The organism is Psychrobacillus sp. MER TA 171 (genome assembly GCF_023713305.1).
In the GTDB taxonomy this organism is placed as follows: domain Bacteria; phylum Bacillota; class Bacilli; order Bacillales_A; family Planococcaceae; genus Psychrobacillus.
The window spans coordinates 67884-82204 of record NZ_JAMAWN010000003.1 but is presented as its reverse complement, the minus strand read 5'-3'; the positions used below and the strand labels follow the sequence as shown (position 1 = coordinate 82204).

17 protein-coding genes are annotated in these 14321 nt (G+C 38.0%); 3 read left to right on the top strand and 14 right to left on the bottom strand.

The annotated features are described in order from the left end of the window. Positions 1 to 83: 83 nt before the first annotated feature. On the top strand, positions 84 to 728 hold the full coding sequence (locus M3627_RS04120; RefSeq protein WP_251553043.1) for a GntR family transcriptional regulator: 645 nt from the start codon (positions 84 to 86) through the stop codon (positions 726 to 728). A 28-nt stretch (positions 729 to 756) separates the two neighbouring features. Here M3627_RS04120 and M3627_RS04115 read toward each other — a convergent pair whose 3' ends face one another. Then, positions 757 to 1722, bottom strand: coding sequence for an NAD(P)H-dependent flavin oxidoreductase (locus M3627_RS04115; RefSeq protein WP_251553042.1), 966 nt, complete (start codon positions 1720 to 1722; stop codon positions 757 to 759). 81 nt (positions 1723 to 1803) lie between these two features. Between M3627_RS04115 and M3627_RS04110 the strand changes: the two genes are divergently transcribed. Next, positions 1804 to 2343 (top strand): gamma carbonic anhydrase family protein, encoded by a 540-nt coding sequence (locus M3627_RS04110; protein WP_251553041.1) that lies wholly within the window; start codon positions 1804 to 1806, stop codon positions 2341 to 2343. A 201-nt stretch (positions 2344 to 2544) separates the two neighbouring features. On the opposite strand, the gene M3627_RS04105 is transcribed toward M3627_RS04110, so the two are convergent. From M3627_RS04105 to M3627_RS04095, 3 genes are all read right to left on the bottom strand, one after another. Then, on the bottom strand, positions 2545 to 2736 hold the full coding sequence (locus M3627_RS04105; protein ID WP_251553040.1) for a hypothetical protein: 192 nt from the start codon (positions 2734 to 2736) through the stop codon (positions 2545 to 2547). A gap of 118 nt (positions 2737 to 2854) precedes the next feature. Continuing rightward, positions 2855 to 3733, bottom strand: a complete 879-nt coding sequence (gene paaX / locus M3627_RS04100) for a phenylacetic acid degradation operon negative regulatory protein PaaX (RefSeq protein WP_251553039.1) — start codon at positions 3731 to 3733, stop codon at positions 2855 to 2857. A gap of 186 nt (positions 3734 to 3919) precedes the next feature. Further along, complete coding sequence (locus M3627_RS04095; RefSeq protein WP_251553038.1) at positions 3920 to 4462, bottom strand: TetR/AcrR family transcriptional regulator; 543 nt, start codon at positions 4460 to 4462, stop codon at positions 3920 to 3922. 195 nt (positions 4463 to 4657) lie between these two features. Here M3627_RS04095 and M3627_RS04090 point away from each other — a divergent pair, with 195 nt between their 5' ends. Continuing rightward, on the top strand, positions 4658 to 6070 hold the full coding sequence (locus M3627_RS04090) for a DHA2 family efflux MFS transporter permease subunit (protein ID WP_483315275.1): 1413 nt from the start codon (positions 4658 to 4660) through the stop codon (positions 6068 to 6070). A 76-nt stretch (positions 6071 to 6146) separates the two neighbouring features. On the opposite strand, the gene M3627_RS04085 is transcribed toward M3627_RS04090, so the two are convergent. The 10 genes from M3627_RS04085 to paaA form a co-directional block, all read right to left on the bottom strand. After that, a complete protein-coding gene (locus M3627_RS04085; RefSeq protein WP_251553036.1) occupies positions 6147 to 7349 on the bottom strand; it encodes a thiolase family protein in 1203 nt (400 codons plus the stop codon). Further along, positions 7346 to 8212, bottom strand: a complete 867-nt coding sequence (locus M3627_RS04080; RefSeq protein ID WP_251553201.1) for a 3-hydroxyacyl-CoA dehydrogenase — start codon at positions 8210 to 8212, stop codon at positions 7346 to 7348. The genes M3627_RS04085 and M3627_RS04080 overlap by 4 nt, the downstream gene beginning before the upstream one ends. A gap of 73 nt (positions 8213 to 8285) precedes the next feature. Next, on the bottom strand, positions 8286 to 9803 hold the full coding sequence (locus M3627_RS04075; protein ID WP_251553035.1) for an aldehyde dehydrogenase family protein: 1518 nt from the start codon (positions 9801 to 9803) through the stop codon (positions 8286 to 8288). Positions 9804 to 9815: 12 nt separating this feature from the next. Continuing rightward, complete coding sequence (locus tag M3627_RS04070; RefSeq protein ID WP_251553034.1) at positions 9816 to 10589, bottom strand: enoyl-CoA hydratase-related protein; 774 nt, start codon at positions 10587 to 10589, stop codon at positions 9816 to 9818. Between the two features lie 15 nt (positions 10590 to 10604). After that, positions 10605 to 11378, bottom strand: coding sequence for an enoyl-CoA hydratase/isomerase family protein (locus M3627_RS04065; protein ID WP_251553033.1), 774 nt, complete (start codon positions 11376 to 11378; stop codon positions 10605 to 10607). Next, positions 11379 to 11681, bottom strand: coding sequence for an EthD family reductase (locus tag M3627_RS04060; protein ID WP_251553032.1), 303 nt, complete (start codon positions 11679 to 11681; stop codon positions 11379 to 11381). It abuts the gene before it with no gap. Positions 11682 to 11694: 13 nt separating this feature from the next. Further along, positions 11695 to 12195, bottom strand: a complete 501-nt coding sequence (gene paaD / locus M3627_RS04055) for a 1,2-phenylacetyl-CoA epoxidase subunit PaaD (protein WP_285841629.1) — start codon at positions 12193 to 12195, stop codon at positions 11695 to 11697. 27 nt (positions 12196 to 12222) lie between these two features. After that, positions 12223 to 13026, bottom strand: a complete 804-nt coding sequence (gene paaC / locus M3627_RS04050) for a 1,2-phenylacetyl-CoA epoxidase subunit PaaC (protein WP_251553031.1) — start codon at positions 13024 to 13026, stop codon at positions 12223 to 12225. Then, entirely contained in the window at positions 13023 to 13370 is a 348-nt protein-coding gene (gene paaB, locus M3627_RS04045; protein WP_251553030.1) for a 1,2-phenylacetyl-CoA epoxidase subunit PaaB, read from the bottom strand. The genes paaC and paaB overlap by 4 nt, the downstream gene beginning before the upstream one ends. A 15-nt stretch (positions 13371 to 13385) precedes the next feature. Then, the gene (gene paaA, locus M3627_RS04040; RefSeq protein WP_251553199.1) at positions 13386 to 14303 is read right to left on the bottom strand and encodes a 1,2-phenylacetyl-CoA epoxidase subunit PaaA; all 918 of its coding nucleotides are present in this window, start codon (positions 14301 to 14303) and stop codon (positions 13386 to 13388) included. Between the last annotated feature and the right edge of the window lie 18 nt (positions 14304 to 14321).

The following is a 14321-nucleotide window of genomic DNA, read 5'->3' as shown; positions in this document are numbered from 1 at the left end:
TTATCAGAATATAAAGTAAATAATTGTTGATATGACAACTATTTATTGATTTCATATATTAAATGATATACAATTCGATTATTATGAAAACTAATATGAATAAACGCCAATATGCTTACAAAGTTATTCGAACTAGAATAGTAGATGGTACTTATGCGCCTGGTCAACGAATTATTATCAATCAAATTGCAAAGGAGGTCGGCTCTAGTCACATTCCGGTTAGGGAAGCGATTCATCAGCTTGAATCCGAAAAGCTGCTTGAATTTAAACCTAATATCGGAGCCATCGTCAAAGGAATTGACAATCAGTTATATAAGGAATCATTGGAAGTACTCGCTTTACTTGAGGGTTATGCTACTGCTATTAGTGCCACAAACATTACAGCTCAAGGTATAACAAAGTTAAAGGAAATTAATAGAGAAATGAAAATCATGCTTGATAACTATGAATTAGACAAACTAGGAGCACTTAACAGAGAATTCCATTTTCATATTTACTCATTTTGTCCAAACGAATTACTCATAAAAAATATTGAAGAAACATGGGGTCGGTTAGATATAGTGAGACAGGCTGGTTTTACGTTTTATCCAAAACGAACGCCCCAATCCATTGAAGAGCATGCGACCCTTATACAATTACTTGAGGAAAAGGTAAGCAGTGCTACGATCGAGCAATATGCTAGGAATCACAAACTAAAAACGCTGGATGCCTTTAAACTAAGAAGTTAAATTCGCTGACCAGAGTTGGTCTTCGTCTTTAGCTTTTTTTTAATCGTCTAAATTCTGTTAGATTATTTTGCAGTTTTTGTTCTGCTTCAACCATCATTCTATTGAACAATTCTTCTACTGAAGGTAGATCATACAACAATCCAGCTATTTGGCCACTATTTAAAAAACCACCTTCTAGATCCCCCTCTAATGCACCTTTTTTATGGTGCTCCTCTGTCGTACTATTCAAGTAATCCTCGATCGTCATCCCCTGTTTTTCTCTGTCGATCAACCGACTCGCATAAGGAGTATTTAATACTCTCCTTATTCTACCAACGCTCCTCCCAAGCAATAGCGTATCTAAATCACTAGCTTGAATTAGTCTGTTTTTATATAGTTCATGAAAGGGGGCATCTTTCGTCGCCACTAACCTTGTTCCGAGCTGCACTCCACTAGCACCTAGGGATAATGCGGCCGCTAATCCATTCCCATCACCAATTCCTCCTGCCGCAATTATAGGAATACTCACATGTTTTACTAGCTGAGGGATTAACGTGAAAGTGGTCAATTCCAGATTAGAATTAATACCTGCCGCTTCAAAACCTTCACCAACTACAATATCTGCCCCTGCTTGTTCTGCTTTTAGCGCTTGCTTTACAGAAGCGACAACCGTCATCACTATAATCCCATTTGGCTTCAAAATAGGAATATAGGGAGCTGGGTTTCCAGCCGACAAAGAAACAATCGGTATTTTGTGTTTTATAACAAGTTCAATCATTTCTTCCACAAATGGTGAAACATTAATAGCAATATTAATAGCAAATCTTTTTTCGGTTAACTTTTTAGTTTCTAGTATGATTTGTTCCACTTCTTTTGGTGTCATCGTACCACAACCAATCGTACCTAAACCTCCAGCTTCCGATACTGCAGCTGTAAGCTGAGCGTTACTTATGTTTCCCATCCCCCCCTGAATTAATGGATAGGAAATACCTAACAATTCACAAACGTATATCATTTTTTATCCACCCCTATTAAAATATGTTATATTATAATTAGTAGAATGACAATTGCTAATATTTAAAAAGGAGGAAATTATTTGATTATTTCATTTAAAGGAAAATCACCAAGTATAAGTGATAACGCAATGGTTGCACCGGGAGCGAAGATTATTGGGGACGTACGAGTGGGCAAGGAATCCACTATATGGTTTAACGCTGTTTTAAGAGGCGATGAGGCACCTATAACGATTGGTAATAAATGTAGCATACAGGATAATTCAACGATTCACTTGTATGAAGATGCTCCAGTTATTATAGAAGATGAGGTGACTGTAGGACATAATGTCATTCTCCATGGCTGCAGGATTGGTAAACGATCCATTATTGGAATGGGATCTACTATTTTAGACCATTCTGAAATTGGAGAGGAAAGTATTGTAGGAGCTAACACGCTTGTGCCGTCAGGTAAGAAATTTCCTCCCCGTTCACTAATCGTCGGCTCACCTGGAAAGGTTGTGAGGGAGCTAAACGATAAGGATCTTGAGCTAATCCAACTATCAATTGATACTTATGTGCAAAAAGGATATGACTACCGAGAAATTTTTGAAGATACCCTGTCAGTTAGAACTGCTGATTAGTCTTTGAACATCAAAGTTACAAAGAGCTTGGAGATACTGTTCCAAGCTCTTTTTATGTGTGTTAGTTAAAGAGAATTTTCATTTTAAAATGTAAATACTGTCTTTAAAAAAATGGTCTCCATATTTTATGGGCACCCGTACTTGAAATGACAAATTAATTGCAACTAAAAAGACACTATTTGGCGTGGTGTCCCCATCATATTATATCCCATCAAAAAGATTCCCTATCGCTCTACCAATACCTCGAAGTATCCAAAAAACAAAACGAATTGGCCATATAATTATATCAGTCACATTGATCAAGAAATCAAATATACTCCATTTTGAAACGTTATCCTTTTCTTTTTTCCTTTTCGTCCTTTTCTCTTTTTTCCGCAACGACCAATCACTCATGTAAATGATCTCCCCCTTTTTTGTTTTCTTATAGTTACGGATAATCGTTAAAGAAGTTTCTTCAAAAAGGATGCTTTTTTAGGTTTATTACATTCATGAAATATTAACTACATGGCTATTATTCCTTCAATAGAGGATGGTGATTAACATCATACTCATCATCTTTTCTTTGAAGATCATTATCCTCTTGGAAAACTTCCTCAAAAAATTCACTTGCTAGAGGAGCAAGTAATTTATAGTATTGCTCGAACAAAAGAGCGGCATGGTTACCACTCCAAATGTCGGGTAATAGCTCTTTTGGAAGACCAGGGTCAATAAAAAGAAACTTTCGATACTCATGTACTAACCTTGTTCGTTCTACAAAACAATCTGCAGACGACATTTTATTATCGTTTATCATACTTTGATGAACAATATACTGATGACTATAAGTAGCTATAAACTCTTTATATCGTGCTTCTATTTCCTTAAGAGGCCAGCTTTTTTCTACTAAAGTTTTATTCTCCTTTGGCCCTTTATTCTCAGAAACAAAAAAATCCACATATTCTTGTATTGCATATTTATCTATTAAAAACTTTACTTCTTTTTCTAGATTATTTGGAGAGATCCAGCAGCCACTAGAAAAACTCCCAAAACCACTCCATAAAAGCTCTTTTCGAAGTTCATCTCTAATTTGCCTTTTTTCCTCCGGAATGGTGTACATTAACATGCGCCACTTACCGTCCCATTCGTTAGGCATTAGCTTAAAAATTCGATTTGCCGCTTCTTCCATTCTTACCTTGCCTCGATTAGTTAGATAATAATAGCTTTTATTACCTTGTTTTTCTGACTCAAGCCATCCTTGTTTCATCATTCTAGATACTGCAACACGAACAGATTGCTCATTATGTCCAAATTCCTTGAGAAGACGAATCAGGCTTCCTATCCATATTTTATTGCCATAGTGCCTTATATAGTCACCATAAACAGTAAAAATCATTGACTGTGTATTAGACATCCTATTAATCACTCATTTCTATTTTACCTAATTAATAATATATCACTTTTTCAGAATTTTTTCTTAAATTTGTTATAAGAGTATACTAATTATTTCCCTGAAAATAATTTAATTTTCAGAATTGAATTTATGTAGGGAAGTAGACTTTAATCACTCTCCCCTTCCCCTTACATATCCAAATAAAATTTATCGTCTAAAAAGTAATTCGATTTGATTCACAATATATTCTGAGCTATACTCCGTGCCCTCTTCCATCCACCATTCAATAACTCCAAACATCGCAGAGGCAAGTATATCTAAGGAAACACGTTCGGGGTCATCTAAGACTTGTCTTGTGGTTCTCCGCATTTGTATAAAAGATTTAATTTCCTTATGCATTTTTCGTTTAAAGCGATCTTCCTTAAACAATATCGAGAACATTACACGATGATCATAAAAATAATCTAAATAGGATAACAACTGATTGCGTTCATTTAAACTTTCTAATAGTAGTAAGGGCTTTAACTTTTCCTCTAATTCAGCAAAAATGTCTTTGACAAGTTCTTTTAATAAATCATTTAAGTCAACAAAGTGTAAATAAAAGGTAGCTCGATTTAGTTCGGCTTTGTCGGCTACTTTTTTAACAGTAAGCGTTTGAAGATCATTCTTTTCTTTTAATAATGCTATTAATGCTTCTTTAAACATTTTCTTAGACCGCATTGCTCGCGGATCTTGCTTATTGGTAGACAATTTTTATCACTCCATCTATTATCATCGACTTCTTTAACACTGTGTCTATTATTGTAGTTTAAACCACATTTATATGTAAACTGTTTATGTCATTTAATAGGTATAATTGGTATAATCATTTTCATTGACACCATGTCGATAAAGTTATTTAGAAAGGAATTTTATATGTCTACTCAGATAAATAAGAAAGTATTAATGACAATTTTAATCATAGGATGTTTTTTATCCACATTAAATCAAACGCTATTAAATGTAGCGCTTAGTAGTTTTATAGAAGTATTTAAAGTATCACCTAGTACCGTACAATGGCTAGCAACAGGCTTCATGTTAGTAAATGGTATACTAATTCCAATTACAGCTTTTTTAATGAAACGCTTCTCCACTCGGCAGCTATTTATCAGCTCAATGACTCTCTTATTAATAGGGACTCTTTTTTGCGCTCTTGCTCCGAATTTTAGTATTCTCTTAATGGGTCGTATGATTCAAGCAGCTGGGGCAGGAATTATTATGCCACTCATGATGAGTATTGTTATGTTCATTTACCCACCAGAAAAACGCGGAAGTGCAATGGGCTTAATAGGCTTTGCTATTATTTTTGCCCCTGCAATTGCTCCTACATTAGCTGGATTTATACTTGAATATTTTTCATGGCGTTGGTTATTTATTGGGCTGTTACCTTTTGTTGTATTTATAATCGTATTAGCATTTAAATACTTGATAAATATATCTGAACAGGAAACTGCTCGGCTGGATGTACTAAGTGTTATATTATCTACCCTTGGATTTGGCTTTTTACTTTATGGATTTAGTAGTGCAGGGAGTCTAGGCTGGGCTAGCCTAATTACCTTAAGCTCTATTATTACTGGGCTAGTCATCACTTCAGTATTCTGCATACGTCAGTTAAAATCAGAAGATCCTTTACTCAATCTAAATGTTTTTTCAAATAAGACATTCACTATGACTTCCGTGATTAATGTGCTTGTTACGATGATTATGTATGCGGATATGATATTACTGCCAATATACTTGCAGGATGGACGAGGATTTACTGCTCTAGATGCAGGCTTATTATTATTACCGGGTGCGTTAGTCAACGCTTTCATGTCACCAGTCACAGGAAAACTTTATGATAAATATGGTGCCAAGCCACTGTTTATAATTGGATTGTTATTCGTTATTCCGACCATGTGGGTTGTGACAGACTTAAATGATACAACTTCCTTTACATTTTTAATGATTAGAACGATTTTTTTACGTGTTGGGCTTAGCTTTATAACTATGCCGCTAAATACTGCAGGGTTAAATGCCTTACCAAAATTACTTATAACGCATGGTACTGCTGTTAATAATACGGTTCGTCAGCTTGCTGGCTCCATTGGAACAGCGGTTGTTGTCACTATTTTTACAGTTCAATCAATAAAACATACAGAAAATATCTCAATTGAAATGCCTTCAGCTGGTCTTGAACAGCTTAAAGCATTAGCATCAATCTATGGTTCAAGCGACGCCTATGTTTTTATGACTATCCTGTCAATCTTGGCGCTGATATTAACAATATTTTTTCCTAACAAACTTAAAAACATTCCAGCTAAAACAAAAACGACATAATTTACAAAAGACCTCGGAGAAAAATCTCCGAGGTTTTTGACTTTAAATTATAGATAGAATCATTCGTAAGCAATAATTACTGAACATTTTCAAATATAGCAGCTATACCTTGACCTACACCTACACACATAGTGGCGAGACCTAATTTTACTTCTCTTCTCCTCATTTCATATATAAGGGTAGTAACAATTCGTGCTCCGCTTGCACCTAACGGATGTCCGAGAGCGATCGCACCACCATTCACATTCACAATTGCTGGGTCGAGTTCTAATTCTCGGATGCAAGCTAAGGACTGGGAAGCAAAAGCCTCATTTAATTCGACTAAGCCAATTTCTTCTTTTAAAACTCCTGCGCGCTTTAGTGCTTTGTTAGTTGCATATACGGGTCCTATTCCCATTACACCAGGCTCTACACCAGCAGTAGCGGATGCAATATACCTCGCTAAAGGCTTCAAACCTAATTCCTTCGCTTTGCTTGCGCTCATTAAAAGTAAGCCTGCTGCCCCATCGTTAACACCTGAAGCATTTCCCGCGGTTACAGTCCCTTCTTTAAAAATGGGAGAAAGCCTGTTTAGTTTATCTAGACTAGTTTCTGGTCTCGGATGCTCATCGATTTCAATGATCACTTCCTGCCCCTTTTGATTTGTATACTTCACTGGTATTATTTCGTTAGAGAAGCGGTTTTCATCCATTGCTTTTTTAGCCCTTTGCTGACTTTCAAAGGAATAGAGATCCTGATCTTCTCTAGTTATTTTAAATTTCTCGGCAACGTTTTCAGCAGTTTTTGGCATAGACTCGGTACCATACATTTCCTCCATTAAAGGATTTATAAATCTCCATCCAATTGTAGTGTCTATAAGATCCATATTACCACGCGGAAATTCTTTCGAAGGCTTCTCCATTACATAAGGGGCTCGGGTCATACTCTCTGTGCCACCAGCAATGTATATGTCTCCATCGCCAACTGCTATGGCACGGGCAGCATAAATGATAGCATCTAAGCCTGAACCACAAAGTCTGTTTATCGTCGTGCCTCCAACCTCCTTCGGAAGACCGGCAAGCAAAGCGGACATTCTGGCAACGTTACGATTATCCTCACCTGCTTGGTTGGCATTGCCTAGGACGACCTCTTCTATTTGGTCCATTGGTAAACCTTCATTTCTTTCGATTAGTCCTTTTATTACAATAGCTGCTAAATCGTCTGGTCTAATACTTTTTAAAGACCCATTATATCTCCCGAAAGGAGTACGAACTGCATCGACTATTACAACCTCTTTCATCTTTCCCCCTCCTCACCGGTATAGCTGTAAACTCCTTTGCCCGTTTTTCTTCCAAGCCGACCAGCCTTGACGTATTGTTCAAGGAGCGGGGCTGGTCGATACTTTTCACCAAGCTTTTCATGTAAATATTTTAAATTATTGAGTCTAGTATCTAAACCAACGAGATCTCCTAGCTCAAACGGACCCATTGGATAATTCAAGCCGAGCTTAATAGCCTTATCAATTTCCTCTGGCGTCCCAAGTCCTTCCTGAAGCATATAGAACGCTTCATTACCAACCAAAGCACTAATTCGACTAGTTACAAATCCTGGAAACTCTTTCACTACTACAGATTCTTTCCCCATTTGCTCAGCAACTTTTTTGACAACTTCAACTGTTTCATCACTCGTCTCTAACCCTCTTACAATCTCTACTAGCGGCATTTTATGTACCGGATTAAAAAAGTGCATGGCAATTGTTTTATCGGGACGGTTAGAATAGGAAGCAATTTCAGTTGGACTCATTGTAGACGTATTAGTGGCAAAATAACACTTAGCCGGAGCATGCAGTTCTAATACTTCAAATACGGATTTCTTAATAGCTAGTTGCTCAGGTACAGCTTCTATAACTAAATCAGCTGTTTTCACAGCTAAAGAGAGATCTATTTCATAGCTTATTTGGTTCAAAGATGTTTCCGCCAAATTAGAAGTTATCTTTTGTCTTTTAATGCCTTTTTCAAATAAACCTATTATTTCTTCTCTAGCCTGTTCTAGTGCAGCTTGCTCTGTGTCCACAATCTTTACGTGAAAACCAGATAGCGCAGCTACGTAAGCAATTCCTCGACCCATTACCCCGGAACCCACAACAACTATGCAGTTAATCAGTATAAGCACCTCCATATTTTTTATTACTATACTAAAAAAGAACAGGAACCACTCTAGCTCCTGTCCTGTTATTTTATAGTCCTAAAGGGTTCAAAGGACGGCTGCCATAATATGATAAAATACTCTTCGTTTCCGTGTATAAATCTAATGTTTCAATACAAAGCTCTCGACCAAAGCCTGACTGCTTATAGCCCCCAAACGGAGTGCCTGGAAATGCAGAAAACGGACAATTTACCATTACAATTCCGGCTTTTATTTGATTAGCTACTCTTGTCGCTTTGGCTCCGTCTTTAGACCAAACCGCAGATCCGAGACCAAAATTAGTATCATTAGCTAGCTTAATAGCTTCTTTTTCATCTTTAAACTTCATTACTACCACAACCGGTCCAAAAATCTCTTCCTTCACTACATTCATGTCGTGATTGACATTAGTAATGATAGTCGGCTCAAACCAAAATCCTTTCTCATATCCCTTCGGAGAGCATTTATGACCTCCTGCAAGAATTTCAGCCCCATCTTTAATCGCTGACTGAACATATCCATCTATAGTGTCCAGCTGTGTTTGATCTATAATTGCTCCCATATGCGTTCCTTTATCAAAAGGATTTCCTAACTGAAGCCTTTTTGTCTTTTCTACAAATTTACTCATAAATTCCTCGTAGATTTCCTCTTGAACATATAATCGAGAACGAGCCTCACAGGATTGACCAGAGTTATAGAAAATACCAAACAAGGAGCCATCTACTGCGGCATCAATATCGGCATCAGAAAATACTATACTTGGAGACTTCCCCCCCAATTCAAGAGTTACTCGTTTCAAGCTTTCAGATGCCTTCCCCATGATGTCCTTTCCAATAGGCGTGGACCCTGTAAAAGCAACCTTATCTACTTGGGGGTGCTCAACTAAATAGTTGCCTATATCCGTCCCCGATCCTGGAATGACGTTGACCACTCCGGCTGGCACGCCTGCCTCTAGGCAAATTTCCCCTAGTACAATGGCAGTGAGAGGAGTTAAGGATGCGGGTTTTACAATAACCGAACAGCCTACCGCTATTGCCGGAGCAACCTTCCAGGCAGCCATCATTAGTGGGTAGTTCCACGGTATAATCTGTGCACATACGCCAACAGGCTCCTTTTCAGTGTAGTTATGAAACTGACCAGGTACGTTATTAACCGTACCTCTATGTCCAACGATCGCACCGGCATAAAATTCAAAATCCTCTATTGCCTGTGTTACTTGGCCCTGAGCTGCATGTAGTGATTTTCCGGTATCTAAAATCTCCAGTTCTACTAATTCATTAAATCGAGATCGCATGATAGCAGCTATTTTATTTAACACTTGTGCTCTTCGACCAACGGGATACATTTTCCACTTTCCATGATCAAATGAATGACGTGCAGCAGCGATTGCCTTTTCTGCATCCTCCTTTGAAGCCTTTGCAACTTCTGCAACTAGCTCGCCTGTTGCCGGATTGTAGGTTTTTATCGTTTCACCATTCGTCCCTTTCATTTTTTCTCCATCTATTATTAAATGATAAAATTCTCTTTTAATAGTTTCTTTTTCTGTTTTGTCGTCTTTAACAGTTGTCAAAATACCCACTCCTTATTTTCCTGTGAAAACAGGTTTTCTTTTTTGTAAGAAGGCTTCAACACCTTCCTGGTGATCAGATGTTAGGCCGGCAATACGTTGCGTTTGTGCCTCTAATTCTAAGTAATCCTCTAACCTCATATCTGAAACCGCTTTCAAATTTTGTTTTATAAGAGCAATTGCTTTTGTTGGTAGTGATGCAAGTTGTTCTGCAAAGTTAGTTACCTCGGTTTCCCAGCTTTCCATAGGTATTATCTTATTTGCTAAACCTAGGTCCATTGCTTTTTGTGCCGTAACCTTCTCTCCTAATATAGATAGCTCTAACGTTTTCGCATGCCCTATTAGTTTCGTTAAGTAGTACAGGTTCCCACAATCAGGTACAAGTCCTACATGTATAAAGGCGTTGATGAGGCTCGCCTTTTCAGAAATCACTCTGAAGTCACATGCCAACGCTAGACTAAGCCCTGCTCCTGCTGCTACTCCATTAACAGCAGCTACTATTGGCTTTTCACATTGCCGTAACTGGAGAAGCATTGGATAATAGGACTCTCTGAGTAGATTACCATGATCCATCTGATCATCTACTTCTGCTAAATCCTGCCCTGAACAGAATGCTCTTCCTTCTCCAGTTAACACGATGCATCGTACTTCCTTGTTAGCTGATGCCGATTTAAAGATAATCTTAAGTTCTCGATTCATATCCCAGGTAAAAGCATTTAGCTTATCTGGTCTGTTAAGGGTAATCCATGCTACTCCATTTTTCACTTCAAACTTAATAGTCTCATACATACTCTCAACACCTCGCTATTTCCCTTTATAGTTCGGTTTTCTTTTTTCCATAAATGCATTCATTCCCTCTTTTTGATCTTCGGTACCAAATAGCAAATAGAAATTTTTTCTTTCATATTGCATACCTTCATGGAGGGAATAATCTACCGCCTTGTTAACGGAGTCCTTTATGAGACGGAGAGAAATGGGCGGTTGTTTAGCAAGCTTGTTGGCCAGCTTCATTGTTTCTTCCATAAGTAGCTCGCTCGCTACTATCTTGTTTATAATGCCATGGTCGAGAGCAGTGGTTGCTGATATTCTTTCCCCCGTCCAAAGCCACTCTAGAGCCTTTGTTCTTCCGACTAGCTTCGTCAACCTTTGCGTACCACCAGCGCCCGGCATTACTCCAAGGCCTACCTCTGGGAATGAAAATTCCGTTCCTGTGGCAGCTATCAAAAGGTCACAGGCAAGAGCAAGCTCAAAGCCTCCACCAAAGACAAATCCTTTCACTGCTCCAATAATCGGCTTTTTTATAGTAGCTAAACGATCCCAGTCTGAAAACTGATCCAATAACTCAAGACTAATCGGATTATCTCCCATCATTTCCTCAATATCGGCACCAGCTGAGAATGCCCTGCCTCTTCCTGTTATTACTATTACTCGAACTTCTTTTTCCTTTTCCAATGCTAGCAGTGCATCTATTATCTCTCTAACCATTTTTCTGTTTAAAGAATTGAGACGGTCAGGACGATTTAATTCGATTAACCCGATTTGATCTTTAATGCTTGTTTCTATGAAATGGAAGACCATTTAAGCATCCTCGCCTATCATTAGCGTAACCAAGTCTCCTGCAAAGCCCATTAAATCCTTTCCTGAAGCCCTTCCTTCCAGTGATTTTAATCCAGCTTTTAAGGAATCCATATCCTCATAGATCATTTCACACATTAAATAATATTCCGTTTCTCCCCCCATTGGAGAACCCGTAAATTTAGTTACTTTCATTTCTCGTAAACCTGGGATTTTTTGTGTAATGGGAGAGTGGACATTAAAATAGTGTTCATCAAATTCCTTTTTGTTTTCTGGGTGCTTATACATCGCGACTAATTTAGCCATTCATAATCCTCCTTTACATAATCGTAGATATTGGTTTCATTGCTTCAAATACATTTTTGCAGTTTTTACAGTATAGAATGCTTCTGCAAGCTGTTGGACCAAAGAGATTCTCTAAAGTTGTATAGGTAGAACCACAATAAGCGCAGTCCACATGCCAAGCATTATCATCTTCCTTAAATTGAGGTGGAGGTGCTATTCCAAATTTTCTTAAATTTAAATGACCTTGTTTCGTAATCCTTTCCGAAGTCCATGGTGGATGATAAATAAAATCTACCTCGACTCCTAGCACACCTGGTATTTTTTCAATTGCAGCCTTCGTATTACTTTTTATAATTTCGAGGGCAGGACAGCCTAAAAAGGTAGGTAATAAATGGATATAAACTTTAGCCCCATCTATTTTTATCTCCCCCACCATACCAAGATCCATAATACTAACCGAGTCTATCTCCGGATCCATTACCTTATATAGGGCGCTTGTTACTAAATTTTTTGAAACTATTAAACTTTGGTTCAACCTTGTCACCCCTTTTCCATTTGAACCTTACCAAGATGCTGCAGGGTCCACCCTATATACCTCTGAAAGAGTTTCAAGCGCCTCATCTAAGTCATACAAATGCTCTCCATTACGGCCGTTTTTAGTTGGTATGGTAGATATATTAGGCTTCGACAGCTGAAGAGATTCAAATGTAGGAGTTACAACTTGTAGCCATCTTTCTATTAATACATTCTCAGGTTCTATTAACTGATGCTTTTCTATAATCTCCTTGTCTGCTCCATAGGAAAAAAAATCAGCAAAGTCATCACTAACTAATAAAATGGCATCTGTCATTTTCTTTTTAGCTAAGTCGGTTGAACCCAATAATTGCTTAAACCATGTTTCCCAATGTAAGCGGTGGTAGTAAATTTCCATCTTTACCTTTTTAGCAATTTCAGCCAAAGGAATATATGAACTAGAACACAGGGAATCGACTTTAACCTTTTTGGCAGTCATATAAAAATAGCTTCTGACTACTTGCAAAGCCCAATCATATTGAGGGACCTCCATGTAAGAGCCTTTCCCGTTAGCTCTTTCCGTTAATATACTATTCTTTCTTTTAGTAGAGACCCTCATATGTGCAAGATCTTCTGCGTTTCCTAAACCTAATTCTTCTAAAAGGTTATAAAACATGACAGCATGCCCCATGCTATCTTGACTAATGGATGAGGAAGCTACATCTTCTTCTATGTGTGGAGCTAGGCCTAACCACTCGGATCCCCTATAGGCATACATAAAATCATCATCAGCTAACTGAAAAAGCAAGCTGGCTATTGCCTCCCTATATTCCTTATTCATCTCAACAGTCATTTCCGCTCCCCTCCCCAAGAGAGTATTTCTTTTTCATCTAAAATTTGCTGCTCATATTGGCGCCACTTTTTCTTTAAGTAGCCGTATCCCTTGGTCGTTCGATAATCCTTGTTGTCTAACCTTATTAATGTTTGCTTTTCTTCCTGTTCAAGCTTTCGTATATGCTTACGATTAACAATCCATATATCAGCTACCGGTTCTCTTCTCATAAAGTTTTCTTGTGCCATTATAAAAGCCATATCTTCATTTGGAGCGAGTAAACTAAACTGATGTAAAAAAGCAGAGCTTGGGGTACGTTTGCTGAATATCTCATATTCTTGATAAAAGTCCTTTTCTTCGTTCATTTTAACCCTCCTTCCTTAGCTTACTGTCGCACTAAGCGCATCACGGACCCATGCATTATTTTCATAAGAGATTTTTCTTAAATTTAATCGCGCCTCTGATCTAGGACCACCGTTTTTTATGATTTTCTTAAATTCATTCCAATCAGGTTGCTCGTATATCCACGTATTGCTATCTTGATCAAATTTCAAGCTTGGGTCAGGTACAGTCAGCCCTAAAGACAAAATTCTAGGGATGTATTTATCAAAAAAAATTTGCCTAAATTCTTCATTTGTTTTCGTTCTTATCTTATATTTAATAGTTAAATCCTGTTTAGAGGAGCCAGTGGTTTCTTTAGATGCGGGACCGAAGAACATAAGTAGTGGTTCCCACCAACGATTTAGTGCTTCCTGTATCATATCTTTTTGTTTGCTTGTACCTTCTGCCAGAGCCATGATAATTGATTCCCCGTGTTGCGCATGAAATACCTCTTCTGCACAAATTCGCTGTAGCGCTCTTGCATATGGACCATACGAGGCATTTAGCATATTAGTCTGTGTAATAATAGCCGCTCCGTCTACAAGCCACCCGATAATCCCAGCATCTGCCCAAGTTTTCGTACCCATATGAAACACATTGTGGAACTTGAGATCCCCTTTAAAGAGATCCTGCATCAAATCAGCCCTATTTTTTCCATATGGTTTAAGTAAATCCTCTGTCACTCTAAGCAGCAGCTGCCCATGGCCCATTTCGTCTTGGACTTTTGCCATAATGCCAAGCTTTCTAGATAGAGAAGGAGCACGTGGCACCCACTCCTTTTCAGGTAAAGCGCCCATTATTTCACTCATCCCATGCATAGAAATCAATTTAATTAATGTGATTCTGTATTCCTCTGGCATCCAATCATCGGCTTCAATCTTATCTCCCAATTCAATTCGTTCCATAAAACGATCCATTCTCTGCTGCTCTTCTTG

What these genes read in the sequence shown, in the direction of transcription:
- M3627_RS04065 (WP_251553033.1), bottom strand. Translation starts at nt 11,378, where the DNA reads ATGGTCTTCCATTTCATAGAAACAAGCATTAAAGATCAAATCGGGTTA.
- M3627_RS04115 (WP_251553042.1), bottom strand. Translation starts at nt 1,722, where the DNA reads ATGATATACGTTTGTGAATTGTTAGGTATTTCCTATCCATTAATTCAG.
- M3627_RS04120 (WP_251553043.1), top strand. Translation starts at nt 84, where the DNA reads ATGAAAACTAATATGAATAAACGCCAATATGCTTACAAAGTTATTCGA.
- M3627_RS04085 (WP_251553036.1), bottom strand. Translation starts at nt 7,349, where the DNA reads ATGAAAGAGGTTGTAATAGTCGATGCAGTTCGTACTCCTTTCGGGAGA.
- M3627_RS04060 (WP_251553032.1), bottom strand. Translation starts at nt 11,681, where the DNA reads ATGGCTAAATTAGTCGCGATGTATAAGCACCCAGAAAACAAAAAGGAA.
- paaB (WP_251553030.1), bottom strand. Translation starts at nt 13,370, where the DNA reads ATGAACGAAGAAAAGGACTTTTATCAAGAATATGAGATATTCAGCAAA.
- paaX (WP_251553039.1), bottom strand. Translation starts at nt 3,733, where the DNA reads ATGTCTAATACACAGTCAATGATTTTTACTGTTTATGGTGACTATATA.
- M3627_RS04070 (WP_251553034.1), bottom strand. Translation starts at nt 10,589, where the DNA reads ATGTATGAGACTATTAAGTTTGAAGTGAAAAATGGAGTAGCATGGATT.
- paaC (WP_251553031.1), bottom strand. Translation starts at nt 13,026, where the DNA reads ATGACTGTTGAGATGAATAAGGAATATAGGGAGGCAATAGCCAGCTTG.
- M3627_RS04105 (WP_251553040.1), bottom strand. Translation starts at nt 2,736, where the DNA reads ATGAGTGATTGGTCGTTGCGGAAAAAAGAGAAAAGGACGAAAAGGAAA.
- M3627_RS04090 (WP_483315275.1), top strand. Translation starts at nt 4,658, where the DNA reads ATGACAATTTTAATCATAGGATGTTTTTTATCCACATTAAATCAAACG.
- paaA (WP_251553199.1), bottom strand. Translation starts at nt 14,303, where the DNA reads ATGGATCGTTTTATGGAACGAATTGAATTGGGAGATAAGATTGAAGCC.